Here is a 25,326-nt window from a genome sequence, read left to right as displayed (position 1 = left end):
GGAGGGGACTCAATGTTTACAAGAATAAACAAGCTTCAAATTGAGTTGCCAAAATCTACGTATGCAGACGCTAATGCAGCAGCGGCCGTTCAAGAGTTACTCGGTGGAAAATTTGGAGAAATGTCAACGTTAAACAATTACTTGTTTCAGTCATTCAATTTTCGGGAAAAGAAAAAATTGAAGCCTTTTTACGATTTAGTTGCAAGTATTACCGCAGAAGAATTAGGTCATGTCGAGCTCGTTACAACAGCTATAAACTTATGCTTAACAGGAACCACACATGAAGGCGCTCCTGATATTACACCCATGCAAAACGGGGTAGATCAACGAAATACGTATCATTTTATTGCAACGGCACAAACAGCATTGCCTGGAGATTCGATGGGAAAATCGTGGTCAGGTGACTACGTGTTCAATAGTGGAAATTTAGTGTTAGATTTATTGCACAATTTCTTTTTAGAGTGTGGAGCACGTACACATAAAATGAGAGTATATGAGATGACCGATCATCCAGTCGCACGAGAAATGATCGGCTATTTACTTGTCCGAGGAGGTGTGCACGTCATCGCTTATGCCAAAGCACTTCAAATTGTTACAGGGGTGGATGTCACAAAAATGTTGCCGATTCCGAATTTAAGTAACGATAAATTTGATGCGGCAAAAAAGTACGAGGCGCAAGGGTGGCATAGAAGACTATATACGTTTAGCGAACATGATTTTCAAGATGTTAAACAAATTTGGAAAGGAACACATCCGCTTGATGGAGGACAACTCGAGGTCATTCAAGGGACGCCAGCAGGTGCACCGATTCCAGATTTAGAAGCAGTGGAGGAAACATTTGCCCCCGGCATTTCATACGAGGACTTTCTTGAAATTGCTAAGCGCCTTCAAAAATCAGCCGGTTTGTAAAATAAGCTATGCTATGCGCATAGCTTATTTTTTTTGGGTTCATTTTTATAATAAAACTATGTTCTAAATAATCAATGTAAAACAAAAAAGAGAAAGAAACAAGAGACAATTGCTTGCACCTCTTCAAATCAAATATAATAAAAAGGACACAAAGGAGGATGAAAACCATTGATTACGCTACAACATATTCAAGAAGCTCAACAACGAATGAAAGCGGTCGTTCATAAAACCCCCCTTGAATTTTCACAAACATTTAGTCGTTTATCGAATAATCGTGTATACATGAAGTTAGAAAATTTACAGAAAACAGGTTCATTTAAAGTACGCGGATCTTACAACAAAATTATGTTGTTAAGTGATGAAGAAAAAAGCCGGGGAGTTATCGCTGCTTCAGCCGGTAATCATGCACAAGGGGTAGCTTATTCAAGTAGAATGATCGGTATTCCATGCACAATTGTCATGCCTAAAGGGGCACCATTAAGTAAAATTCAAGCGACACAAAGTTACGGCGCAAATGTGATTTTATATGGAGATGTGTTTGATGAGTCGTTAGAATACGCCAGAAACCTCCAACAAAAAACAGGAGCGACGTTTGTTCATCCTTTTGACGATCCAGCTGTCATTGCTGGACAAGGAACAATCGGGCTAGAATTATTTGAACAACTAGACGATATTGACGCAGTGATTTGTCCGGTTGGAGGTGGGGGGTTGCTAGCTGGTATAGCGATTGCGATGAAACAAAAAAATCCCGCTATTCGTGTATACGGTGTAGAATCTGCTGCTTGCGCGAGCACAACAGCAGCTAAACAACATAATCAACCGATTGTCATTACGCCATCCAATACGATTGCGGACGGCATTGCTGTGAAACGAATTGGAGATTTAACTTTTTCATACATACAAAAATATGTTGATGATATTGTTTGCGTAGAAGAAACAGATATTTCACGGACGATGTTATATTTGCTCGAGAGAAATAAATTGCTTGTTGAAGGGTCTGCGGCTTGCTCACTAGCAGCTTTATTGTATAAAAAAATCCCGCTTGAAGGAAAAAATGTTGTAGCCATTTTAAGTGGCGGAAATGTCGATGTCACACTCATTTCACGAATTATTGAACGAGGGCTCGTTGAATCAGGACGATTCGTCACATTTTCGACAGTCATTTCTGACAAACCAGGACAGTTAAATAAATTGTTGCGAATTATTGCAGATTTAGAAGCGAACGTCATGTCCATCGATCATCAACGAATGGGTACAAATGTTCTTCCGGGGCAAGCAGAAATTCGATTTTCTCTTGAAACAAAAAATAGCGAGCATATTGATCAAATTCAACGTGTATTGATCGAATCTGGATACATGATCCGCCGACTAGACTAAACATGTAATTTGTGAATTTTCTTCCTTTATGTAAAACAATGCTTTTAAACTGATTTATTTTTTACTATTATTAAATTAAATAAATGATTGTCACTAAAGGTGGGGAGAATAAATGAAGCAAATAGAGTTTTTTATCGTTCCGCATCCAAGAGGACCTGTGCGAGTAGATGTGTATAAAAAAAATGGATCATACGAAGCGCATGCTAAGTTTAAAGATGTAGCTACAGCGCAAGCGAGCGGAAACGATAAACATTTTGCGGTATTACAAGCGCTCCATGAACTTGCTAAATTTTTAAATAAATATAAAGGATCTTGAAGGAGGAATCAATGATGATTCATTTAAACTGGCATGAAAGACCAACGATAAAAACGGTTGTGTGCAACCATACAAATGCTGAAAAATACATCGTACATAACGTATTAACACCCGGAAAAGAGTATGAAGTGAAAAATGAAACGGATGATTTTTATTTTATTATTGATAACTGTGGGAAAGTTGGAGGATATTATAAGCATTATTTTACAGAAAAAGCGGTGTAATGCCGCTTTTTTTTTCATTTTCTACACAACCTTCTCAAATAAATTTCACAAATGTGTACTATACTGGCTTACGGATTGAATGAAAATGAGGGGGATCTTTAGTGATGAAAAAATGGATCATACTGTTGATCTGTGCACTTTTCTTCGCTCTAGCAGGGTGCAACAACAATCAAGCGCAGGATAAACAAGAAGAAACAAAACAAGCAGAGAAAAAACAAACAGAACAAAACAAAGAACAATCAAATGAAGAAGATGTATTTGCGAAAGCAGCAATGGCTGAACCTGATGAAAACACTGTATGTGTATTTTGTAATATGAAAGTATATCCAAAGGAACACGAGCTTGGCAAATTCACAGCGAAATCTGTGACAGAAAACGGTGACGTCTTGTTTTTTGATGATATCGGATGTTTATTTAACTACAAACGCGATCACGGTGAAGCTGCAAAAAAATATGTACGCGATTACAACACATTCGAATGGATTGAATTACAAAATGCGACAGTAGTGAAAGCAGACATTAAAACACCGATGAACTACGGATATGCGTTTTTTGCAAAGAAAGAAGATGCTGAAAAATTTGCAAGCGAACAATCAAAGGCAACGATCGTATCTTGGGAAGATGTTGATCAAGTTGCTCATGAGCGTTATATGAAAAAGAAACAAATGATGCAAAATAAAAATGATGGACAAGGTCACGGTCATGGCGACAATATGCAACAAGATGGTCATCAAGATGGAAATATGAACAACGATGGACACAGCCATAATTAAAGCTGCCTTTTGGGCGGCTTTTTAATTTTTTTAGAAACTATTTACAAAAACCGTATTATTTAATATAATACAGTTATTACAGATGGTACAGGTAGGGAGGAGGTGGCGATGTGTTTGATCTTGATTTACGAAGCCGAAAACCAATTTATGAACAGCTTATAGAAAAAATGAAAGAAATGATCATTCATGATGTGTTAAAACCAAATGAGCAACTACCGTCTGTTCGCTTGCTAGCAAAACAATTAACGATTAATCCAAATACGATTCAAAAAGCATATCGAGAATTAGAAAGAGAAGGGTACATTTACTCTATTCCCGGGAAAGGGAGTTTTGTTGCTAATAAAAAAGAGGCGATTTACGATGAAAAAGTAAAACAGCTAGAAGAAAGCATATTCAAACTATGTCAAGAAGCATTTTATATCGGGGTAAAAAAAGAACATATTTTTTCGATTGTGGAACGTGCACAAAGCACGATGCGAGGAGGAGAGGAACTTGATTCAAATTAATCATGTAAGCAAGCGATTTGGAGAATTAGAGGCGATTAAAGATGTGACATTTTCCGTCCCAAAAGGGTTGATTTATGGATTACTTGGATCAAATGGTGCTGGAAAAACAACACTGATGAAAATGATTGCAGGTATTTATAAACAAGACAAAGGAACGATTACTATTGATGGTGAGCCGATTTTCGAAAACATCAAGCAAAAAGAACGAATCATTTTTTTACCTGATGCACTCTATTTCTTCCCACATACAACAATTCGACAAATGGCTGACTTTTATCGTCATATATATCCAAAATGGAGCGAAGAACGTTTCCGCAACATGCAAGAACTATTCCCAATTGACGTAAACAAGAAAATTCATCGGATGTCAAAAGGAATGCAGCGACAAGTTGCATTTTGGTTAGCATTTTCCACTATGCCTGATGTGCTTATTTTAGACGAACCACTTGATGGACTAGATGCTGTCATGAGACAAAAAGTGAAAAACGTTTTATTTCAGGACGTAGCGGAAAGGGAAATGACCGTTGTTATTTCCTCGCACAACTTATTTGAAGTAGAAGATTTATGTGACCGTATTGGCATGTTACACCACGGTTCGTTCATCATTGAAAAAGAGCTAGATAATTTAAAAACCAATATTCATAAAGTCCAAGTGGCATTTCATGGGCAAGCTCCTTCTTCTTTTTTTCAACACATGGATGTTATTTATCAAGAACAGCGTGGTAGCGTTTTACTTTGTATTGTTCGTGGAAGAGAGGAAGAGATCATTGCACATATTCAAAAGCATGAACCAATTTTGTTTGATTTATTACCATTAACGTTAGAAGAAATATTTATTTATGAAATGGGGGAACAAGGATATGCCATTGAAAACATTCTTGTTTAATCGTGGAATATTTACTCAAATTGTTCGCAACGTCGGTTGGGTCTCGCTTATTTATTTCATCGGTTTACTTTTTGCTTTGCCTATTCATATTTTTATGATGAGCGAAAACAAAGATTGGCTTATGCATCATCAAACAGGACGCATATTCGATATTGGAAGTATCATTCAGTTTTCCCTGATGTTCACACTCCCTATTTTACTCGCTATTTTTTTATTTCGTTATATGCAAGTGAAGCGATCAGCTGACCACATGCATAGTCTGCCAATCAAACGGGAGGTGCTGTTTCTTCAACATATTGTTGTTGGAATGATTATTTTAATCGTGCCCATCACAATCGTTGCAATATGTTTAATCGTCATGAAGCCGTTCCTTCCGATTCCTTTATATTCATTTAAACATGTAGCTATTTGGTTTGTTAGTACCGTTGCGATGAATTTATTATTATTTTCTGGAGCTGTGTTTGTTGGGATGCTCACTGGCATGTCTATTTTGCAAGGCATGTTCGCTTACATTCTCTTTTTCTTCCCTGCTGGAATATTTATTTTACTTATATTTAATTTGAAATATTTTTTGTACGGCTTTGCATACGAATATTATTTATCTTCTAGCTTGAATGAGATGATTCCTTTTATTCAAGCACTAAATTGGGAGACAGAACGAATCCAACCGCTCGAAATATTGATATATACTGTGCTGACTTTTATGTTTTATGGACTTAGTATATGGTTGTACAAAAAAAGACATGTTGAAATGGCAACCGATGCAATTGTCTTTCGTCCACTCCGCCCGGTATTTACATACGGTTTCACGTTTTGTGTCATGCTTGTCGGTGGAGCATATTTTGGACAGATGCAGCAAAAGATGAGTTGGGTGATTTTTGGATACGTATTTTCATCATTATTTGGTTACATCATCGCCCTCATGATTTTAGCAAAAACGTGGCGTGTATTTAGTCGTTGGAAAGAATACATGGGATATGTGGTATTTATGAGTATCGTTGGCTTATTATTTACATTTGATCTATTTGGATATAAGGCGTACCAACCGTCATTAAACGAAATTGAACGAGCATATTTCGGTGACCACATATACTTTTTGGAAAACGATGAAATAGACGAGGAAAACGCCTTTTACTATGAAAAGGAAAATATCAGAAATATTTATTTATTTCATCAACATCTTATTGAACAACGAACATATCCAGTTAACGATAGACGGAATGTTGTTATCGGCTATGACTTAAAAAATGGAAAACGAATCGTTCGCGAATATACCGTTCCAATGAATTTATACAATCAATTTTATAAGCCGATTTTTAATTCCATTGAGTTTAAAAAAAATCATTATCCAATTTTACGTAAGACGAATTTTGAAGACATTTTACAAATTCGAATTGGTTCGGAAGATAAAGTCGTTCGACTGCAAGATCGTGCTGATATTGAATCATTTTTAGCAGTCTTACAACAACAACTTTTACATGAAACATTTGATGAAACAACAACAAATCGCAGTTGGGGTACAATTAGCATTTTGTATGAAAAATACGAAGAACAAGGAATAGAATGGAGAAAATCGTACCATCTGATTGAACAATGGCTACAAGATCGCGGTTTATTACAACAAGCGAGAGTGACAGCGGATGATATTGCTGAAATCAAAATTATTAAAAACACAAAACAAGTTCCACAGTATGAGTGGACACCTGAAATGATTGAACGAGAAAAAGCAAAAATGATCGTTCACGATAAAGAAAAGATTGAACAATGCTTACAAATGGCTACTTGGGGAGAGGGAGATTATATTTTAGGTATTTACTATAAAAATGGTCGTATTGACATTCAAGCGTTTTCAAAAGATTTTGTTCCTCCATTTGTTCATTAAAAGACCTGTACGTTCAGGTCTTTTTTTCTTTGTTGGCAAACGAGGGGGATATTCGGTAATATATTGTTGTTCATGATAAAAAATAGAGAGGTTGACTAGCTGTGAGAAAAATTGAACTGTTAGCGCCAGCGGGAGATTGGGATTGTCTTCGTGCCGCTGTTGCCAATGGAGCAGACGCCGTTTATTTTGGTGTAGATAAATATAATGCACGTGTACGAGCGAAAAACTTTCGTATGGAAGAATTAAAAGATGTGATGGCTTATTTGCATAAATACAATGTTCGTGGATATGTTACTTTTAATATTTTAGTGTTTGAAAATGAGCTAGAAGAAGCAAAACAGCTCGTTGAAGCATGTATAGATGCAGGAGTAGATGCACTGATCGTCCAAGATTTAGGACTTGTGAAACTCATCCGCGATTTGTCGCCTGATTTTCCGATTCACGGATCAACACAAATGACCGTTACATCTCCAGAAGCTGTCGAATTTCTAAAGCCTTACCATTTAGAAGTCGTTGTACTTGGTCGCGAAAATAATTTAACACATATTCAAAAAATTGCTGAGAAAACGAACGTTCCTTTAGAGGTATTTGTTCACGGAGCACTTTGTGTATCATATTCCGGGCAATGTTTAACGTCAGAAATGTGGGGTGGGCGTTCAGCGAATCGCGGAGAATGCGCTCAAGCTTGTCGTCTTCCATACGATTTAATCGTTGATGGCGAGCAAAAAGAAATGGGAAACGTGGCTTATTTACTTTCACCAAAAGATTTAGCTGCTCTTGATCTCGTTCCAGAACTCATTGAAGCAGGGGTAAGCACGTTTAAAATCGAAGGGCGATTAAAGTCACCAGAATATGTAGCGAATGTTGTCAGCAAATACCGAAAAGCTATTGATGAATATTTAGCAGGACGTCATTATACTCCTTCAACAGAAGAAATACGTGAGCTACAACAAAGCTTTAGTCGAGGATTTACACATGGCTTTTTAAAAGGAACAAACAACAAACAGCTTGTTGATGGAACATTCCCGAAAAGCCGTGGTGTATTTCTTGGAACGGTCAAAAAAGTATTAAAAGACGGTGTTTTATGCGAACTGCAAGCCCCGTTAAAACGTGGGGATGGCATCGTATTTGATGCAGGCCGTCCAGAAGAAAAAGAAGAAGGCGGCCGCGTATACGATTTACGAAAACACGGGAAAAAAGTGGAAGGGGAAGTGGAAAAAGGTCTTGTTGAAATTGTCCCTGGTCGACATGACGTCAATTTAACGCGCGTGCGTGTCGGAGATCGCATTTGGAAAACGAGCGACCAAGAGCTTGATCGTCGTTTGCGTAAAACATTTGAAACCGAGCGGCCATATCAGTTGTTTCCGCTAACTGTGCATGTGTACGGTGAAGCAGGAAAACCGCTCATTTCAACTTGGCGCGATGAAACGACAGGCAATGAAGTAATCGTTCAATCAGAGCAAATGTTAGATGTTGCGCAAAAGCGTCCGCTCACATTAGATTTTATAAAAGAGCAATTCGGGAGATTAGGCGGAACAATTTTTGAATTACAAGACGTTTATATGCATATCACAGGTAATGTTATTCTTCCGGTTAAAGAATTAAACCGAATAAGAAGACAAGCCGTTGAACAGCTTATTGAAAAGCGACAACGTCCGCGGCTATACATCAAGCAAGCCGTTGATTTAACATCTTCTTACCGACAAAAACAACGAGCAGAGAAACCTTCTTTAATGGCGCTTTGTCGTACGCTCGAACAAGTCGAAGCGGCATGTGATACAGATGTAGAAATGGTGTATGCGGATTTCGAATTTACAACCGATTATCCGAAAGCTGTGCAGATTGCACGAGCAACAAACAAACCGATCGCTTTAGCTACCCCGCGCATTCATATGCCTGGGGAAAATGGGATTTTAAGAGGGATTTTAAAAGCTGAACCAGATGCCATTTTAGTTCGTAGTTTAGGAGCGGTGCAGTATTATACGAATCAATCAATAGAACAAACGTTAATTGGAGATTTTTCGCTTAACATCTCAAATCATCTAGCTGCACAGTTGTTTTTATCTCGAGGGCTCGATCGGATTACTCCTTCATACGATTTAAATATTCAACAAATGATTGATTTACTTGAAGCAGCACCAACAGAACATATGGAAATTGTTATTCATCAACATTTACCGATGTTTCACACTGAACATTGTGTATACTGTACATTTTTAAGTGAAGGAACCGATTTTACGAACTGCGGACGACCATGTGAAAAACATCGCGTATCGTTGCGTGACCGTATTGGCATGCTTCATCCTGTTCGTGTGGATATCGGCTGCCGAAATACAGTGTACAATGCCATTGAACAATCTGGGGCAGAATATATTCCACACTTTTTATCCCTTGGTGTTCGCTCGTATCGTGTCGAGTTTTTGGAAGAGTCAGCGAAAAAAGTAGAAGAAGTCATCACATTATATCGCGAAGCGCTCGAAGGCAAACGGAGCGGTACAAGCGTATGGCGCACATTAAAAGCCATTAATCAACTCGGCGTTACACGAGGACAGCTAATCAAAAAATAAGCGGGCTCAAGCTCGCTTATTTTTTGTTATTTGTACATTTTGCTATAATAGTAAATGAACGAAAAAAAGAAAGGGTGATTTGTATGCCAGCTGTTGAATCAAATATGTTTCCACTAGGCGAAAAAGCTCCATCGTTTGAACTTGTCAACGTGATCAACGGACAAATCGTTCGATTAGAAGACGTCAAATCGGATATTGCAACAGTAATCATGTTCATTTGCAATCATTGCCCATTTGTTAAACATGTTCAAGAGGAGCTTGTCCGTCTCGCCAACGATTATCAACCAAAAGGGATTTCATTTATTGCCATTAATTCAAATGATGTGGAAAAATATCCAGATGATTCGCCAGAAAAAATGAAAGAGGTAGCTGAACAACTTGGATATCCGTTTCCATACTTATTTGATGAAACACAAGAAGTAGCAAAAGCATATCAAGCTGCATGCACGCCAGACTTTTACATATTCAACGGTGCATTACAATGTGTTTACCGTGGTCAACTCGATGATTCACGACCAAGTAACGGAATTCCAGTGACTGGATCTTCTATTCGTACCGCTTTAGATGCATTGCTTTTAGGGAAACCTGTTCCGAAAGAACAGAAGCCAAGCATCGGTTGCAGCATCAAATGGAAAGAAAAATAAAAAAACATTTGACATTTTTATTTCAAGCCTATATACTTAAGAAGTACCATTTCGTTCGTTATATCAATGATCGTTATAAGCTGCACCTTTGTCAGGTTCATCTTATAAGGACTTGACGAAAGTGTAGCTTTTGTTTTATGAGTAATGAAACGGTGGTCAATTTTTAAAATTGTTTTGGAGGAATTTCACATGAACACAGGTAAAGTAAAATGGTTTAACGCAGAAAAAGGTTTTGGATTCATTGAGACGGACGGAGGTACAGACGTATTCGTTCACTTCACAGCGATCCAAGGTACTGGATTCAAAACGTTGGAAGAAGGCGAAAAAGTAACATTTGACATCGTGAATGGCAACCGTGGGCCGCAAGCGGCAAACGTCCAAAAAGCATAAATAGTCAAACGTACGGGGTCTCGCTTTTCGTGAGATCCCGTTTTTATATGCAACGAAACAAATTCTCACTGGCGCAGCTTCGGAGCTGCAAGGACGGAAGAGAGGTAGGGTTTCCGTCGTTTTTGTTTGTTCAACACGCTCTTGATGAGCGTGTATTTTTTTAAATAAAAATACAGAAAATTTGATAAAAAACTATTGAAAAATGATGAATGATTCCATATAATAAACTCATGTTATAAAACTATACATAAGAATGTGAGGTAATGTAACATGAGTGAACTTCTCGTCTCTGAACAAACAAACACTTCGACGCTTGAACAAATTAAAGAAATCATCAAACAAAAACATGTGGAACTATTACATTTACAATTTGTTGATCTTGAAGGTGTTTTAAAGCACGTCACAGTGACAGCAGAACAACTAGATGATGTAGTAGAAGGAAAAATAATGTTTGATGGATCTTCTATTAAAGGTTTTTCTCCAATCAATCGCTCAGACTTATATTTACTCCCTGATTTACAAACATTTGCAGTACTACCATGGACAGTAGAAGAGGGGTATGCAGAAGCACGTTTTCTTTGCTCTGTGATGAATCCAGACGGAACGTTATTTGACGGCGATCCACGTAACGTATTGAAAAAAACAGTTGAACGAGCGAAACAAAAAGGATATACGATCTCCGTTGGCCCTGAATTAGAGTTTTTCTTGTTTAAAACGGATGAAAATGGGAATCCGACAACAACACCACAAGATAACGGCGGCTATTTTGAGCCATCACCAAAAGATCTCGGGGAACGAGTTCGCTTAGACATTTATCGTGCATTAAAAGCAATGGGATTTACGATTGAGGCTTCGCATCATGAAGTGGCTGAAGGTCAACATGAAATTAACTTTAAATATGCAGATGCGCTCAGTTCCGCTGACAATGCCACAACGTATAAATGGGTTGTAAAAACGATTGCTAAAAAATACGGATTGCATGCCACATTTATGCCAAAACCGATTTTCGGTATTAACGGTTCAGGTATGCACGTAAACATTTCGCTATTTAAAGATGGAGAAAATGCGTTTTTTGATCCAGCGGATGACAATCAATTATCTGAAACGGCATATCAATTTATTGCTGGTTTATTGCACAACGTAAAAAGTTTCGCAGCCATTACGAATCCATTAGTCAACTCGTATAAACGTCTCGTCCCAGGATATGAAGCGCCTTGTTATATTGCGTGGTCGGCATCGAACCGCTCCGCATTAATTCGCATCCCTGCAAAACGAGGATTGGCAACACGCGTTGAGCTTCGTTGTCCAGATCCATCTGCCAATCCGTATTTAGCATTTGCAGTTATTGCTGAGGCAGGGCTTGATGGAGTAGAAAAAGAGCTCACTTGCCCAGCACCAATCGACGAAGATATTTTCCATATGACGAATGAACGTCGTAAAGAGCTTCGTATTGAAAATCTTCCAGGTAGTTTAGGGAAAGCGATTGAAGAATTAGAAAACGGAACGATTGGACGTCATACATTAGGTGACCATGTATTTAACGAATATATCGCAATGAAAAAGAACGAATGGGATAGCTATCGGACAGCTGTTCATGCTTGGGAGATTGAACATTATCAAGCAAAATTTTAAAAGCGAGCGATTGTGCTCGCTTTTTTGCATGTTTTCATTATGTGTTTAAACAACAAATCGTTTATGATGATACATAGAACATAACGAAAGGGTGGTATTGTGTCTAAACGAATCATCGGAATGATTGTAACGATTTGTGCCGCAACAACAGTGCTATGGACGATCGGCTTAATCGTCACTATTCAAGATCAATTTTTTTACGAAGCTTCCTCAATAAAACAACCAAAGCAAACAACGGCAAACACAAAGAAAAACGATGCGCTTTCCATTGTCGCACTTGGCGATTCATTAACGCGCGGGACGGGAGATGAGACAGGAAAAGGATATGTTGGCTATGTTGTAGATGAACTAAAAAAACGGACAAATCAACATGTCCAATTCACCAATTTAGCCATTAAAGGGCAACGATCTGCGCAATTGATTAGCCAACTGAAACAAAAAGAAGTGCAGCGGCAATTAAAAGAAGCTGACATGATTTTAATGACGATCGGAGGAAACGACTTATTTCGCGGTGGTGAAGCATTGAGAGACTTATCCACTACGCAATTAGAAAAAGAAAAAGAGAAATTTGTCCAGCAGCTACGTACGATTTTTCAGCTTGTTCGCACAGTAAACAACGATGCGCCCGTATTTTATATTGCTTTATATAATCCGTTCAATGATTTAGATAATGGGAAAGAAACATCTGCCGTTGTACGTAGTTGGAATTATGCAGCATCTGAAGTAGCAGCCGACTATCAATCCATTATTTGTGTTCCGACATATGATTTGTTTGAACTGCAAGTAAACGACTATTTATATACAGATAAATTTCATCCTAATAAAGAAGGATATAAACGAATCGGTGAACGTGTTGCCTCACTTATTACGTTAACGAAAGGAGAAGAATAATGAAAGAAACGTTAGTTGTACAACTTGTACGAAAAACAATCGGAAAAAAAGAAATTATTAAAGGACTTTCGTTTTCGTTAAAAAAAGGGGAAGTGTTCGGCTTCTTAGGTCCAAACGGCGCAGGAAAAACAACGACTATTCGCATGCTCGTCGGATTAATTCGACCGACATCTGGAACGATTTCAATTTGCGGCTATGATTTACAAAAACAATTTACAAAAGCGATCCAACATATAGGGTGTATCGTTGAAAACCCTGAACTTTATCCGTATTTAAGCGGTTGGGAAAATCTTGAACACTTCGCACGAATGGTTCCAGGAATTACAGCTCATCGCATTCAAGAAGTGGTTGAACTCGTCGGTCTACAAAATCGGATCCATGATCTTGTTCGTACGTATTCGCTCGGCATGCGTCAACGCCTCGGTATTGCGCAAGCGCTACTTGGAAAACCGACGGTGCTTATTTTAGACGAACCAACAAACGGTTTAGATCCTGTCGGCATTCGTGAAATGAGACAGTTTATTCGCTCGCTTGCTGAAAAAGAACAGTTAAGTGTGCTCGTCTCATCGCATTTATTGAGTGAAATACAACTCATGTGTGACCGTGTGGCGATTATGTCTAAAGGAGAGATTATTCGTATTGATACGGTCGAACATTTGCTACAAGAACAAGCTCGGACATATTGGAGCGTTGATCCGGTAGATAAAGCAAAACAAATACTACAAAATGAAACGACTGTGCTTGGTGAAAAAGATGGAGCGCTCGTGACAATGTATGAATCAAATGAAACGATTGCGCGTTGCAATGCTCGTTTAATTGAAGCAGGAGTATATGTCAGTGGAATTGAACGCAAACTTCCAACACTAGAAGACTTATTTATTGAATTAACGGGAGGGGAAACGATTGATTAATCTTGTATACAATGAAATGTTAAAAATTGTTCGTAAAAAACGCTTGTTTATTATCGCAGCGATCGTTGCTGTTCTCGTTAGCTTATTTACATACGCGCAATTTAAACAAATCGAAACGATTCGAGAACGGATTGGAACGACAGATTGGCGTACACAGCTACAACAACAAATCATCGACACACAAAACCGCTTAAACTCAACAGGAATTTCTGAGGAGTGGAAAAAGTTTCTTAAAATCCGTTTACAGCAACAACAATATTATTTAGACAACGATATTAATCCAATGGCACCCGGTGCTCCAACATTTATGCGCATGTTTATTGAAAACTCCATTGAGTTATTTTTACCGCTTCTCGTTATGGTCATTGCAGCTGATCTCGTTTCGTCAGAAGCAAGCGGCGGAACAATCAAGCTGCTGTTGACACGTCCAGTGAAACGATGGAAAGTTTTAATGAGCAAATATATAGCGTTGATTTTATCTACGTCGTTTATCGTATTTTCTGTCGCTCTATTATCATACGCTATCTCTGGCATTGTATTTGGATATGGTGGATGGAATTTGCCGCTTTTAACAGGATTTTCGATTCAAGGTGAAGAATTAAATACAACAACTGTTCATCTTATTGCTCAATGGAAATACTTGCTTATTGAATTCGGGCTCGCTTTTTTTGTTTCGCTCGTCGTCGGTACACTTACGTTTATGTTATCCGTATTAATACGTAGTACAGCCGCAGTGATGGGAATTATGCTAGCTGCTCTTATTTCAGGTGCAATTTTATCAAGTATGGTATCATCGTGGGAGTCTGCAAAATATTTGTTTATGGTAAATTTACGACTCACAAGTTACATTAGTGGAATGGCGCCACCGATTGATGGGATGACACTTTCTTTTTCAATGACTGTACTCGCCATTTGGGCACTTGGTGCACTAATCGTTTCGTTTTACGTATTTACGAAAAGGGATGTTTACTAATGGAAAAAATGATTTATACGGCAATGGATGCATTACAACAACGAACACCAACAATTATGGATTTCGACAAATTTGCTACATATGCTGTTCTTCTTCCACTTATCCGTCAACACGATGACGTGTTTGTTTTATTTGAAGTACGTTCATTTCAATTGCGTCGACAGCCCGGTGAAATTTGTTTTCCAGGTGGAAAAATGGATCCGTGTGATCAAAATCCACAAGAAACAGCCATTCGGGAAACATGTGAAGAGTTGGGGATTGAAACAGAACATATTACACATGTCGTTCCACTTGATTATGTGCTTTCACCATTTGGGATGGTCATTTATCCGTTTGTTGCATTTGTGAATAACGCACACATGCAAATTAATAAAAAAGAAGTGGAAGATGTGTTTACCGTCCCGTTATCTTTTTTTATTGAAACGAAGCCACAAATATATCGTGTTCAATTCGAACCAAAGCCTGAAGACAATTTTCCATTTGACGATATTCCTGGAGGAAGACAGTATAATTGGCGACCAAGGCAAATCGAAGAACATTTTTATTACTACAAAGACAAAGTCATTTGGGGATTAACCGCAAAAATTGTTTATCATTTCGCTAGACTTATTGAACAGACGAGGGGAGAATAAGTATGGGACAACCTGTTGATTTAGGATTTGGCATTTCACTTATTGATTTATATGATCTACAAACTGCCCAACGAACAGGAGCGTATGTTTTTCATGAAGAAGAAGTGACAATTATTGAAACAAGTGCGAGCCCGTCTATCCCTCATTTACTTAAAGGACTAGAGGCACTCTCTATTGATTTACACGATGTAAAAAATATTATCGTTACACATATTCATTTAGATCATGCTGGTGGAGCTGGATTATTGTTAAAACATTGTCCAAATGCTCGCGTATTTGTTCATCCAAAGGGGATGCGCCATTTGGTCGATCCATCTCGTCTCATTGAAGGGGCAAAAGCCGTTTATGGTGAATCGTTTGATGCTTTATTCGACCCGATTGTTCCCATTCCTGAAGAGCGATTAATTGTAAAAGAAGATGGGGAAACGTTACAAATCGGAAAAAATCGTACATTAACGTTTCTTCATACACCAGGGCATGCAAATCACCATTTCTCTATTTATGATCAAAAAAGTAACGGCATTTTTACAGGCGATACGGCCGGTGTCTTTTATCCTCAATTGCTTTCGTATGGTGTAGAGTTATACCTGCCGTCTACATCGCCAAATCAATTTGATCCCGAGGCGATGCGCGCATCAATTGAAAGATTTATGACGTTGCGTCCAGAGCGAATATATTTTGGTCATTTTGGTATGTCAACACATACACAAGTAGTTTGGGATCAACTTCATTACTGGTTACCGCTCTTTGTACAAATCGGTCATGAGATTGTAAATGAGCAAATGAATCAATCGTTTACAGAAAAAACAGAGGCTGTTTCCAATCGTTTATTTGATCATATCCAAACATTTTTGCGCAAACAGCAAGTACCTGATGATGCTGATGTATATAAAATACTTCAACTCGATTTACAAGTGTGTGCAATGGGTCTTGTTGACTATATGGAGAAACAAAAAAGGTAATTGACGAAAAAACATGTTTTCGCTATAATTTCTTTGGCACCCCACTGATACGGAGGAGTACCCAAGTCCGGCTGAAGGGGTCGGTCTCGAAAACCGATAGGGGTGTCAAAGCCCGCGGGGGTTCGAATCCCCCCTCCTCCGCCATATCTCCTCTTTTATTCCTTCTTTGTAGTCTTCAACTTTGTCTCTTTATATTTCAATTGCGAGGATGTGACAATTTGAAAAAATATTATGTCGTTTGGGAAGGGGCGAAAACAGGCATTTTTTCTTCTTGGGACGAGTGTAAACCGTACGTCATTGGCGTTCCGGGGGCAAAATATCGCTCATTTTCATCGAAAGAAGAAGCAGAACAAGCATTTGCGTCTGGTCCGTTTGTAAACCGAACGAAAAAAAATAAAGTGCTTGCAACGAACTATGTAGAGGAAAGTATTTGCGTAGATGCGGCATGTAGCGGAAATCCAGGATGGATGGAGTATCGAGGAGTACATACGAAAACAGGGAAAGAGTTGTTTCATGTCGGACCGATGATCGGAACAAATAACATTGGGGAGTTTTTAGCCATTGTCCACGCATTAGCATGGTTACAACAACAAAACAAAAGTTTGCCGATTTATTCTGATTCGGCAACAGCTATAAAATGGGTAAAAGGAAAAAAAGCGAATACAACGCTCGTTCGCAACGCTGAAACAGAACGTGTCTGGCAACTTGTTGAACGTGCTGAAGCGTGGCTGCGCACGCACCATTATACAAATGAAATTATGAAATGGGAAACCGAGCAATGGGGAGAAATTAAAGCAGACTTTGGACGAAAGTAAAAGGAGAGGGATATTAACCTTCTCCTTTTTGCATGTCATCGAGTTGTTGTTTTAGTTTTTGTTTATCCAATTGTTCACCGATTATGACAAAATGTAACGGGACATTCATTTCCTCTTTCATATAAAGCGGTGTGCCGTATGCATACTGAAAGGAGTAAACTCCACTTGTATGAGTAAAGCGTAAAAATCCTTTCATGCGGTAAATAGTATCAGGAAGTTGTCGTACCCAGTGTTCGAACACGTCTAAATCAATTGGATTTGTAAATGTATGTACGTATGTTTGAATGCGTAGTCTTTCGATATTCATTCGCTCATGCTCGTTTCTCATCCGCTTCGATAACAAATGAATATCTTCCATTCGCACATTAGAAAACGTTGTGAAAATTGTGCGCGCCTCGCTGTTGATCGTTTGTAATTCAAACGATAATTTCGCTTGTTCATCCGGACGTAATATATCTGTCTTATTGACAATTAATACATCCGCGTGACGAACTTGTTCTTTTAACAACATTTGCAGGGGAATGGAGAGTTGTTGACGATTCATCCAACGTGTTGCGTCGATTGTCGTAATAATCCCCCCCATTTGAATGCGATCAGCAAACAATGGCGACATACACGCATCGAGCACTTCAACAGGATGTGCTACCCCTGTCGTTTCAATATAAATGACATCTAACCCATGTTTTTGAAGGAGGGAATAAAGCTCTACTTCAAATTGATCTTGAATGGTGCAACATACACAGCCGCTTAATAATTCGCTTAACACAGCATCTTCTGAAACGGCATGTGAATCAATAGATACTTGACCGATTTCATTCATTACCACAGCCACTTTCCGTCCACGCTCTTTTTCATTTTGTAGTAGTCGCTTTAATAATGTCGTTTTACCACTTCCGAGAAATCCAGATAAGATGTATATGTCTGTATGTTTCATAAAGTTCTCCTTTCTACATGTTCTTTTTTGATCATAGTCAAAAGTAATACATAGCACAAGAAAAATATATCGTGCATCGATGGGCAATTTGCTTAAAAGAGAAAAAATGATGCATCTGTCCTTGCATACCTTTTGTTTTCTTTCATATACATATCTTTGTAATCTTTTTGGAAAAATTTTTATCACCTATTTACAAACTTATCTTATCATGTATATAATTTACTATATCCAATCATTTGAAAAGGAGGGAAGGGCCATGACGACAATGACAGTAGCATGTTACACAATCGAACAAAGAAAGACTGGTCCAACCTTCCCATGTGAAGATCATTGATCTTTTCATAAGCGCTCATATGCCGCAAGGAAGGTACTGTTCCTTGCGGCTTTTATTTTCAGTCCGCAAAGGGATCTTCTCTTGCGGATTTTTTATTGAAAGGAGGTGAGCAAGCGATGAAGTTTCATTTATTTTTCTTAACGATTTCTATTCAACGACGAATATGGACGGCTGAAGAAATAAAGCAAGAACAACTCATTCATCAACTTGAAGAAGAGATGATGGATCGAAAATGTTCAATGTACCAATTGTTTTAATTTGGAAAAAAATACATGTTGAAGGGGGAATGAAAAATGAAACAGCAACGCTCGAAAACAAATGTGACTTGGACGGTAGATGACGATTAGTTTTACGCGACAAGAGTTGATCTTATAGATCAGCTCTTTTTTCTTTACAAAATCTTTACTTGTTCATATAAGTATATGATTATATAATGATTAACGGATGAAGGAGGGAGGTATATGTATCACGAAGAAGTTGCAAATATGTTAAAGTTACTAGGCGATAAGACTAGACTGATGATTATCAGTATATTGAACGAAACAGACTGCTGTGTATGTGAGCTTGTTGACATGTTACAAATGAGCCAGCCAGCCATTAGTCAACATTTACGAAAATTAAAAGACAACGGTTTAGTAAAAGAATCAAAAAAAGCGCAGTGGGTATTTTATTCACTAAATAAAAAACATGAGTTTTATCCAATGATGCAAAGCATTTTTGCTTATTTGCCAGATCCAAAAGAGCGCATTCGTCAACTTGAGGAAAAAGGAATGCGTATGCAGTGTGAATAAAAAGAGAGGAGTGGTTTTTTGCTTTCCGTTATTCTTGCATCACTGATTTTTCTTATTACCCTCGTTTTTGTCATTTGGCAACCGCGCAATTTATCCATTGGTTGGTCTGCCTGCGGGGGCGCCTTATTAGCGTTGCTTGTTGGAGTCGTTGATTTCCAAGATGTTATAGATGTAACAAACATTGTTTGGAATGCGACGCTTGCTTTTATTGCGATCATTATCATTTCTTTAATTTTAGATGAAATTGGTTTTTTCGAATGGGCAGCGTTACATATGGCGCGTGCGGCTAAAGGAAATGGGATGAACATGTTTATATTCGTCTCTATTCTCGGCGCACTTGTGGCAGCGTTTTTCGCAAACGACGGCGCTGCACTCATCTTAACACCGATTGTATTAGCCATGGTACGTGCATTGCAGTTTGATGAACGAAACGTATTGCCATTCATCTTAGCAAGTGGATTTATTGCAGATACAACGTCGTTGCCACTTATTGTAAGCAATCTTGTCAATATTGTCTCTGCGGACTTCTTCCATATTAGCTTTGCTGAGTACGCATCGCGTATGATTGTACCAAACTTTTTCTCGCTCGCAGCGAGCATCGGGGTACTTTACTTATATTTTCGAAAAGACATTCCGAAACGTTATGATTTATCGCATGTCAAACAACCATACGAAGCGATTAAAGACGTGCGCATGTTTCGATTGTCTTGGATCGTTCTTGCGGTTTTATTAGTCGGTTATTTTGTCGGTGAATTTGTTAATATCCCTGTTTCGTTTATTGCTGGTGCTGTTGCGTTATTGTTTTTATGGATGGGAAGACGTAGTCCGGCTGTACATGTGAAACAAATATTAAAGGGGGCGCCATGGGCTGTCGTCTTTTTCTCGATCGGGATGTATGTTGTTGTCTACGGATTACGTAACGTCGGATTGACGAACATTCTAGCTGATATGATCGAAGCGGCTGCGAATCAAGGGCTGTTTATGGCGACGATTGCCATGGGATTTATCGCAGCTATCTTATCATCTGTTATGAATAATATGCCAACCGTCATGATTGATGCGCTAGCGATAGCTGATACGAATACGACGGGAATCATTCGGGAAGCGCTGATTTATGCAAATGTGATTGGCTCAGACTTAGGACCGAAAATTACACCGATCGGTTCGCTCGCTACACTTCTTTGGTTACATGTGCTTTCAACAAAAGGAGTAAAAATCACGTGGGGCACTTATTTTAAAAATGGTTTAATTTTAACCATCCCAACGTTATTTATTACTCTCGTTGGGTTATATATATGGTTACTTATTATTCATTAAAAGGAGTCGATTGAGATGAAAAAAGTAATTTATTTCTTATGTACAGGGAACTCTTGCCGTAGCCAAATGGCAGAAGGATGGGCAAAAAAATATCTCGGTGATGAATGGGAAGTATATAGTGCTGGCATTGAGGCCCACGGTTTAAATCCGAACGCAGTCAAAGCGATGAAAGAAGTAGGGATCGATATTTCAAATCAAACATCAGACGTTATCAATGAAGATATTTTAAACAGAGCCGATTTAGTCGTTACATTATGTGGACATGCGGCTGATCATTGTCCAGTCACACCACCGCATGTCAAACGTGTTCATTGGGGGTTTGACGATCCTGCAAAAGCAGAAGGAACAGAAGAAGAAAAATGGTCCGTCTTTCAACGCGTCCGTGATGAAATTGGTGCACGAATTAAACGATTTGCCGAAACAGGAGAATAAGAGGAAAAACAAGAAGCCGGAAGGAAACGTCCCGGCTTCTTTTCTTAATATAACGAAAATATATTGTTTTCAGATAAAAAAGAGCATAAAATGATTAAAGTATAGTTTTCCTTTTATCCACCCTAAAAGATATATATTTTACGAATAAGGGAGAGATGTTTTTGTGTCAGTAAAAAATTTAAAAACGTATATTCTTTTGTTTTTAACTGCTACGATTTGGGGTGGTGCCTTTGTTGCTGGAAAAATCGCAACGACGACTTTACATCCTGTGTCAGTTGCTTTTTTTCGCTTTTTCGGTGCTAGTTTGATTTTGTTTCCATTATTGTACTGGAAAGAACCGAATAGACCAACTCCGACGAGAAAAGATTGGATCGTGTTAGCGCTCCTCGGTTTAACGGGAGTGTTTTTATACAACATTTTCTTTTTTATAGCTACAAAATATGCACCAATTGTCAAAAGCTCATTAGTCATTGCAGTCAATGCTCCGTTGATTACATTGTTGTCTGCACTATTTTTGAAGGAAAAATTGAATGGAAGAAGTATATTTGGTATGTTGCTCGCTGTATTTGGAGCGGTATATATTATTACAAATGGTCATCCGTCCGTACTTATCGAAATTGGTGTTGCTCCGATCGATCTCGTGCTAGCAGGGGCATGTCTCAGCTGGAGTACATACTCTGTTATCGGAAAAGTGGCAATGAAAACATATAGTCCGCTCGCAGCAACAACGTACGCAACAGGTTTTGGAACGTTATTTTTAGCACCGTTTGCGCTATACTATACTTCCTTTGCATCTGTCAAAATGAGTGGATGGGATGTGTGGTTAAGCGTTTTATACGTTGCTGTTGTCGTTTCGGCTATCAGCTTCGTTTGGTGGTATAATGGTATTCAAAAAGTGGGAGCTTCAACCGCTTCGGTTTTCATTAATGTGATGCCTATTTCTGCTACGGTGATGGGAACGATCTTTTTTAATGAACATTTATCAATGACCCATATCGTTGGAGCGGCGTTTGTATTTAGCGGTATTTTGTTTAACATTTACAGCAAACAAGAAAAAGCGATGTTCCCCCTCATCAAAAAAGGAGCGAACATATGATTCTCATGAAAAATGATTAGATTTGAGGTGTAAGGAACATGTGGAAAGGATATGGACTTATATTGTTATCGGCAACGGGATTTGCGTTTATTCCCATTTTTGCATTATACGCATACGACAGCGGTGTCACTGTGACGACCTTGTTGTTTTTACGTTTTGCATTGGCTGCGTTCTTCTTTTTTCTGTACTTATGGTTAAAAGAAAAAAACTGGAAGGTTTCGCGGTCACATTTATTGTATTTATTTTTACTAGGTGGCATTTTCTATATGATGCAATCTTCTTTTTATTTTCAGTCAGTAAAATATATTCCATCTTCACTTGCTGCCTTATTGCTGTATTTAAACCCAATATTTGTCGCCATTTTTTCGTTTTTTATTAATCAAGAAAAGCTAACAAAGCACATCATCATCGCGATTCTCATTTCTTTTTTAGGTATGTTGCTTGTATTAGGGGCACCAGAAGGAAAAATTCAGCCGCTCGGTATTGCGTTAGCCGTTGGAGCAGCGATTGTTTACTCAATCTACATTATCGTTGGAAATCAAGTGACCGCACACGTTCCACCTATTACAGCGAGTGCCTACATCGCGCTCTTTGCCGCTTTGTCTTTTTTTGTTTTTGGAATTGGTTCGGGAACATTACATTTTCAATTTGACGCAAAAGGATGGCTTCCAATTATCGGAACATCGTTCGTTTCAAGCGTTTTGGCAATGCTGACGTTTTTTGCGGGAATGAATATCATCGGTCCGACAAAAGCAGCGATTTTAAGTATGATCGAACCGATCGTGACGTTTCTTCTATCGATGGTATTTTTACATGAAAGCATATCGTCTATCCAAATGATCGGGGGACTGATTGTGTTGAGTGGAGCTATGCTTGTTGTCACAACAAAAGAACTTAAACCAAAGAAAAAATCGACCTCCATCAGTGCGTGATGGGGGTCAATTTTTTAAAATGGCAGGAATATTACCTATCGTTATCTAATTTCAATACATATGTCTTTATCGTAGTGAGGAGGATTGTTGTGAATCAAAATGTAAACTCCCCGCCGGTGGCGCTAGTGACAGGGGCCTCGAGCGGGTTTGGGCTACTCGTAAGCGTTGCACTTGCGCGCGAAGGATATCGAGTCATTGCTTCGATGCGAAACATGCAAAATAAAGAAATGCTTGCGACAGTGGCGCGCGAAGCTGGCGTGTACGATCGGATAGAAGTCATATCTCTCGATGTCACCGATTTCGCCGCGGTGGAATCGGTCGTGAACGATGTAATCAATCGCTATGGACGGATCGATGTATTAGTTAACAACGCAGGGTTTGCCGTTGGCGGTTTTGTCGAGGAACTCACACTTGAAGAGTGGGAGCGCCAGTTTGCGACGAACTTTTTTGGGTTAGTTGCCGTCACAAAAGCTGTTTTGCCAATTATGCGAACGCAACGGAGCGGTAAGATTATTAACATTAGTAGCATTAGCGGGCGAGTCGGTTTTCCAGCGATGGGTCCATATGTCGCCTCGAAATTCGCTGTCGAAGGATTTAGCGAATCGCTTCGTTTAGAGATGTTGCCATACGGAGTATATGTCGTCTTAATTGAGCCTGGATCATTCAAAACAAATATTTGGTCGAAAGGACTGCAAGGAGTGTCCGTCCGTTCAGGTTCGCCATATGAAAAAGAAATGAAAACCATTATGCAATACGTGAATCGAGTAGCCAAAACAGCACCACCTCCTGATGAAGTCATTAGGCAAATAATCAAAGTCGTCCAATCGCTGACTCCTCGTTTGCGTTACCCTGTAGGGAGAGGGGTCACATTGACGTTAAGGCTGAAAAACTGGTTGCCGTGGAAGTGGTGGGAATGGATTGTCATGAAATCGTTTAAACAAAAATAAGTACCACTTTATTAAAATCTTTATCATTATTCTATGATTTTAATAAAATTGATAACCTGCAACTACAGGAAACATGCATTTGGAAGTAGGAGTTTTAAATCGTTGAAAATTGATTGACAAAACGCTTTAGTCCAAGAATTAAGCAGGGGGCGAAAGAGATGGGAAATGTTTATTTTTTTACCGGATTTCCGGGATTTATTTCATCGATGTTGCTTGAGGAGCTAATTGCGAAATGGGCTCCAGAAAAAATATATACATTGGCTCTGCCTTCTATGAAAGAGAAAGCGATGGCAGAAAAAGAAAGAATTTGTTCTTCCACTCATTTTCCACAGACGAAATGGGAAATCGTCGAAGGAGATATTACGAAGTCGAACCTTTCTCTCTCAGAAAAACAACTTCACATGTTGGCACAATCGGTCACCCACGTGTTCCATCTTGCAGCTATTTACGATTTGGCCGTTCCTGAGGACATTGCTCGAATGGTCAACGTAGAGGGAACAAAACAAGTAAACGAATGGGTTTCCTTCCTTCCACGTTTGCAGCGCTATGTATATTTTAGTACGGCATACGTATCAGGAACGCGGCAAGGGGTGATTTTCGAGCATGAACTTGACAAAGGGCAGGCGTTTAAAAACCATTATGAAGAAACGAAATTTCTTGTAGAAGTAGCTGTACGAGAAGTAGCGCACAACGTGCCGACGACAATTATCCGCCCTGGCATTGTGGTCGGTCATTCCAAAACGGGAGAAACGATGAAATTTGATGGTTTGTACTTTATGCTCAATATGTTTGAGCGTCTGAAGTTCCTTCCTATCATTCCGTATCTCGGCAAAGGCGAGGCGCAAGGAAATTTTGTTCCGGTTGATTACATTATCGAGGCGACGCTCTATTTGGCACATACGGACGAAGCGGTTGGCCAAACGTATCATTTAACCGATCCGAGCCCGTACAAAATGAGAGACATTTATCGGATGATGATGACGGAATATCTCGGGAAAGAACCGAAAGGAACACTTCCGCTTCGTCTTGTCAAATGGGCGATGTCGTTTTCCTTTCTTCGCAAATGGTTGCGCGTCGAAAAAGAGGCGCTCGAATATTTCGAATGTGCGTCCGTATACGACGCAACAAATGCACGCAACACTTTAGCGAAGATAGGGATTGCTTGCCCTGACTTCCGCGATGTCATTCCGGTGATGGCGCGTTATTATCGGAAACATCGACACAACTCAACCAAACAGCTGACGATTCATTAA

At 39.0% G+C, this 25,326-nt stretch carries 27 protein-coding genes and 1 tRNA gene; 27 read left to right on the top strand and 1 reads right to left on the bottom strand.

The genetic code is table 11. The features are described from left to right. Nucleotides 1-12: 12 nt before the first annotated feature. From AFK25_RS07530 to AFK25_RS07440, 19 genes are all read left to right on the top strand, one after another. On the top strand, nucleotides 13-909 hold the full coding sequence (locus AFK25_RS07530; RefSeq protein ID WP_009361265.1) for a manganese catalase family protein: 897 nt from the start codon (nucleotides 13-15) through the stop codon (nucleotides 907-909). Between the two features lie 168 nt (nucleotides 910-1,077). Further along, nucleotides 1,078-2,286, top strand: coding sequence for a threonine ammonia-lyase (ilvA, locus tag AFK25_RS07525; protein ID WP_019417686.1), 1,209 nt, complete (start codon nucleotides 1,078-1,080; stop codon nucleotides 2,284-2,286). Nucleotides 2,287-2,398: 112 nt separating this feature from the next. After that, nucleotides 2,399-2,602: a hypothetical protein gene (locus tag AFK25_RS07520; RefSeq protein ID WP_009361263.1), complete on the top strand. Its 204-nt coding sequence runs from the start codon at nucleotides 2,399-2,401 to the stop codon at nucleotides 2,600-2,602. 14 nt (nucleotides 2,603-2,616) lie between these two features. Then, a complete protein-coding gene (locus AFK25_RS07515; RefSeq protein ID WP_035066539.1) occupies nucleotides 2,617-2,826 on the top strand; it encodes a DUF6501 family protein in 210 nt (69 codons plus the stop codon). A gap of 104 nt (nucleotides 2,827-2,930) precedes the next feature. Further along, complete coding sequence (locus tag AFK25_RS07510) at nucleotides 2,931-3,599, top strand: nitrous oxide reductase accessory protein NosL (RefSeq protein ID WP_035066541.1); 669 nt, start codon at nucleotides 2,931-2,933, stop codon at nucleotides 3,597-3,599. A 110-nt stretch (nucleotides 3,600-3,709) separates the two neighbouring features. After that, nucleotides 3,710-4,105 carry a GntR family transcriptional regulator gene (locus AFK25_RS07505; protein WP_035066385.1) on the top strand — a complete coding sequence of 132 codons (396 nt, stop codon included), beginning with the start codon at nucleotides 3,710-3,712 and terminating at the stop codon, nucleotides 4,103-4,105. Then, a complete protein-coding gene (locus AFK25_RS07500) occupies nucleotides 4,092-4,991 on the top strand; it encodes an ABC transporter ATP-binding protein (protein ID WP_035066387.1) in 900 nt (299 codons plus the stop codon). The genes AFK25_RS07505 and AFK25_RS07500 overlap by 14 nt, the downstream gene beginning before the upstream one ends. Then, nucleotides 4,966-6,873 carry a DUF6449 domain-containing protein gene (locus AFK25_RS07495; RefSeq protein ID WP_035066388.1) on the top strand — a complete coding sequence of 636 codons (1,908 nt, stop codon included), beginning with the start codon at nucleotides 4,966-4,968 and terminating at the stop codon, nucleotides 6,871-6,873. Before AFK25_RS07500 ends, AFK25_RS07495 begins: the two co-directional genes overlap by 26 nt. 101 nt (nucleotides 6,874-6,974) lie before the next feature. Further along, nucleotides 6,975-9,440 (top strand): U32 family peptidase, encoded by a 2,466-nt coding sequence (locus AFK25_RS07490; RefSeq protein WP_035066391.1) that lies wholly within the window; start codon nucleotides 6,975-6,977, stop codon nucleotides 9,438-9,440. 83 nt (nucleotides 9,441-9,523) lie between these two features. Beyond that, nucleotides 9,524-10,084 carry a thioredoxin family protein gene (locus AFK25_RS07485; RefSeq protein ID WP_009361259.1) on the top strand — a complete coding sequence of 187 codons (561 nt, stop codon included), beginning with the start codon at nucleotides 9,524-9,526 and terminating at the stop codon, nucleotides 10,082-10,084. Between the two features lie 189 nt (nucleotides 10,085-10,273). Then, nucleotides 10,274-10,474, top strand: coding sequence for a cold-shock protein (locus AFK25_RS07480; RefSeq protein WP_003398700.1), 201 nt, complete (start codon nucleotides 10,274-10,276; stop codon nucleotides 10,472-10,474). 270 nt (nucleotides 10,475-10,744) lie between these two features. Next, nucleotides 10,745-12,106 (top strand): type I glutamate--ammonia ligase, encoded by a 1,362-nt coding sequence (gene glnA, locus AFK25_RS07475; RefSeq protein WP_019417680.1) that lies wholly within the window; start codon nucleotides 10,745-10,747, stop codon nucleotides 12,104-12,106. Between the two features lie 99 nt (nucleotides 12,107-12,205). Further along, nucleotides 12,206-12,997, top strand: coding sequence for an SGNH/GDSL hydrolase family protein (locus AFK25_RS07470; RefSeq protein ID WP_009361257.1), 792 nt, complete (start codon nucleotides 12,206-12,208; stop codon nucleotides 12,995-12,997). Continuing rightward, nucleotides 12,997-13,908, top strand: coding sequence for an ABC transporter ATP-binding protein (locus tag AFK25_RS07465; RefSeq protein ID WP_035066393.1), 912 nt, complete (start codon nucleotides 12,997-12,999; stop codon nucleotides 13,906-13,908). The genes AFK25_RS07470 and AFK25_RS07465 overlap by 1 nt, the downstream gene beginning before the upstream one ends. Then, entirely contained in the window at nucleotides 13,901-14,881 is a 981-nt protein-coding gene (locus tag AFK25_RS07460; RefSeq protein ID WP_035066394.1) for an ABC transporter permease, read from the top strand. Before AFK25_RS07465 ends, AFK25_RS07460 begins: the two co-directional genes overlap by 8 nt. Continuing rightward, the gene (locus tag AFK25_RS07455; RefSeq protein ID WP_035066396.1) at nucleotides 14,881-15,513 is read left to right on the top strand and encodes an NUDIX hydrolase; all 633 of its coding nucleotides are present in this window, start codon (nucleotides 14,881-14,883) and stop codon (nucleotides 15,511-15,513) included. The genes AFK25_RS07460 and AFK25_RS07455 overlap by 1 nt, the downstream gene beginning before the upstream one ends. A 2-nt stretch (nucleotides 15,514-15,515) precedes the next feature. Next, nucleotides 15,516-16,475 (top strand): MBL fold metallo-hydrolase, encoded by a 960-nt coding sequence (locus AFK25_RS07450; RefSeq protein ID WP_019417676.1) that lies wholly within the window; start codon nucleotides 15,516-15,518, stop codon nucleotides 16,473-16,475. A gap of 51 nt (nucleotides 16,476-16,526) precedes the next feature. Beyond that, nucleotides 16,527-16,619: transfer RNA gene (locus AFK25_RS07445), tRNA-Ser, on the top strand. Between the two features lie 74 nt (nucleotides 16,620-16,693). Next, nucleotides 16,694-17,290, top strand: coding sequence for a ribonuclease H1 domain-containing protein (locus AFK25_RS07440; RefSeq protein ID WP_009361252.1), 597 nt, complete (start codon nucleotides 16,694-16,696; stop codon nucleotides 17,288-17,290). A 13-nt stretch (nucleotides 17,291-17,303) separates the two neighbouring features. On the opposite strand, the gene AFK25_RS07435 is transcribed toward AFK25_RS07440, so the two are convergent. Beyond that, nucleotides 17,304-18,224 carry a CobW family GTP-binding protein gene (locus AFK25_RS07435; protein WP_009361251.1) on the bottom strand — a complete coding sequence of 307 codons (921 nt, stop codon included), beginning with the start codon at nucleotides 18,222-18,224 and terminating at the stop codon, nucleotides 17,304-17,306. Nucleotides 18,225-18,674: 450 nt separating this feature from the next. Between AFK25_RS07435 and AFK25_RS14795 the strand changes: the two genes are divergently transcribed. The 8 genes from AFK25_RS14795 to AFK25_RS07400 all read left to right on the top strand — a co-directional run bounded on the left by AFK25_RS14795 (nucleotide 18,675) and on the right by AFK25_RS07400 (nucleotide 25,326). Beyond that, nucleotides 18,675-18,815 (top strand): YrzI family small protein, encoded by a 141-nt coding sequence (locus tag AFK25_RS14795; RefSeq protein ID WP_009361250.1) that lies wholly within the window; start codon nucleotides 18,675-18,677, stop codon nucleotides 18,813-18,815. 204 nt (nucleotides 18,816-19,019) lie between these two features. Continuing rightward, nucleotides 19,020-19,349, top strand: a complete 330-nt coding sequence (locus AFK25_RS07430; RefSeq protein ID WP_009361248.1) for an ArsR/SmtB family transcription factor — start codon at nucleotides 19,020-19,022, stop codon at nucleotides 19,347-19,349. Nucleotides 19,350-19,367: 18 nt separating this feature from the next. Next, nucleotides 19,368-20,666 (top strand): arsenic transporter, encoded by a 1,299-nt coding sequence (locus AFK25_RS07425; protein WP_019417672.1) that lies wholly within the window; start codon nucleotides 19,368-19,370, stop codon nucleotides 20,664-20,666. A 15-nt stretch (nucleotides 20,667-20,681) separates the two neighbouring features. Next, complete coding sequence (arsC, locus tag AFK25_RS07420) at nucleotides 20,682-21,098, top strand: arsenate reductase (thioredoxin) (RefSeq protein WP_128713023.1); 417 nt, start codon at nucleotides 20,682-20,684, stop codon at nucleotides 21,096-21,098. A gap of 163 nt (nucleotides 21,099-21,261) precedes the next feature. Continuing rightward, a complete protein-coding gene (locus AFK25_RS07415; protein ID WP_035066401.1) occupies nucleotides 21,262-22,194 on the top strand; it encodes a DMT family transporter in 933 nt (310 codons plus the stop codon). A gap of 38 nt (nucleotides 22,195-22,232) precedes the next feature. Continuing rightward, nucleotides 22,233-23,126 carry a DMT family transporter gene (locus AFK25_RS07410; protein WP_035066402.1) on the top strand — a complete coding sequence of 298 codons (894 nt, stop codon included), beginning with the start codon at nucleotides 22,233-22,235 and terminating at the stop codon, nucleotides 23,124-23,126. An 89-nt stretch (nucleotides 23,127-23,215) separates the two neighbouring features. Further along, entirely contained in the window at nucleotides 23,216-24,073 is an 858-nt protein-coding gene (locus AFK25_RS07405; protein ID WP_035066404.1) for an oxidoreductase, read from the top strand. A gap of 158 nt (nucleotides 24,074-24,231) precedes the next feature. Continuing rightward, nucleotides 24,232-25,326 carry an SDR family oxidoreductase gene (locus AFK25_RS07400; RefSeq protein ID WP_035066406.1) on the top strand — a complete coding sequence of 365 codons (1,095 nt, stop codon included), beginning with the start codon at nucleotides 24,232-24,234 and terminating at the stop codon, nucleotides 25,324-25,326.

The sequence above is a fragment of the Anoxybacillus gonensis genome (assembly GCF_001187595.1).
GTDB lineage: Bacteria > Bacillota > Bacilli > Bacillales > Anoxybacillaceae > Anoxybacillus > Anoxybacillus gonensis.
Note: the sequence above shows the minus strand (reverse complement) of the source record. Positions and strands in the feature narration are given on the sequence as shown.

Bases quoted from the DNA above. Each gene is read 5' to 3' on its own strand.
- AFK25_RS07520 (WP_009361263.1), top strand. From the start codon at position 2,399: ATGAAGCAAATAGAGTTTTTTATCGTTCCGCATCCAAGAGGACCTGTG.
- glnA (WP_019417680.1), top strand. From the start codon at position 10,745: ATGAGTGAACTTCTCGTCTCTGAACAAACAAACACTTCGACGCTTGAA.
- AFK25_RS07465 (WP_035066393.1), top strand. From the start codon at position 12,997: ATGAAAGAAACGTTAGTTGTACAACTTGTACGAAAAACAATCGGAAAA.
- AFK25_RS07515 (WP_035066539.1), top strand. From the start codon at position 2,617: ATGATTCATTTAAACTGGCATGAAAGACCAACGATAAAAACGGTTGTG.
- AFK25_RS14795 (WP_009361250.1), top strand. From the start codon at position 18,675: ATGAAGTTTCATTTATTTTTCTTAACGATTTCTATTCAACGACGAATA.
- AFK25_RS07435 (WP_009361251.1), bottom strand. From the start codon at position 18,224: ATGAAACATACAGACATATACATCTTATCTGGATTTCTCGGAAGTGGT.
- AFK25_RS07400 (WP_035066406.1), top strand. From the start codon at position 24,232: ATGGGAAATGTTTATTTTTTTACCGGATTTCCGGGATTTATTTCATCG.
- AFK25_RS07430 (WP_009361248.1), top strand. From the start codon at position 19,020: ATGTATCACGAAGAAGTTGCAAATATGTTAAAGTTACTAGGCGATAAG.
- AFK25_RS07480 (WP_003398700.1), top strand. From the start codon at position 10,274: ATGAACACAGGTAAAGTAAAATGGTTTAACGCAGAAAAAGGTTTTGGA.
- AFK25_RS07495 (WP_035066388.1), top strand. From the start codon at position 4,966: ATGCCATTGAAAACATTCTTGTTTAATCGTGGAATATTTACTCAAATT.
- AFK25_RS07530 (WP_009361265.1), top strand. From the start codon at position 13: ATGTTTACAAGAATAAACAAGCTTCAAATTGAGTTGCCAAAATCTACG.
- AFK25_RS07450 (WP_019417676.1), top strand. From the start codon at position 15,516: ATGGGACAACCTGTTGATTTAGGATTTGGCATTTCACTTATTGATTTA.
- AFK25_RS07410 (WP_035066402.1), top strand. From the start codon at position 22,233: ATGTGGAAAGGATATGGACTTATATTGTTATCGGCAACGGGATTTGCG.
- arsC (WP_128713023.1), top strand. From the start codon at position 20,682: ATGAAAAAAGTAATTTATTTCTTATGTACAGGGAACTCTTGCCGTAGC.
- AFK25_RS07510 (WP_035066541.1), top strand. From the start codon at position 2,931: ATGAAAAAATGGATCATACTGTTGATCTGTGCACTTTTCTTCGCTCTA.
- AFK25_RS07485 (WP_009361259.1), top strand. From the start codon at position 9,524: ATGCCAGCTGTTGAATCAAATATGTTTCCACTAGGCGAAAAAGCTCCA.
- AFK25_RS07455 (WP_035066396.1), top strand. From the start codon at position 14,881: ATGGAAAAAATGATTTATACGGCAATGGATGCATTACAACAACGAACA.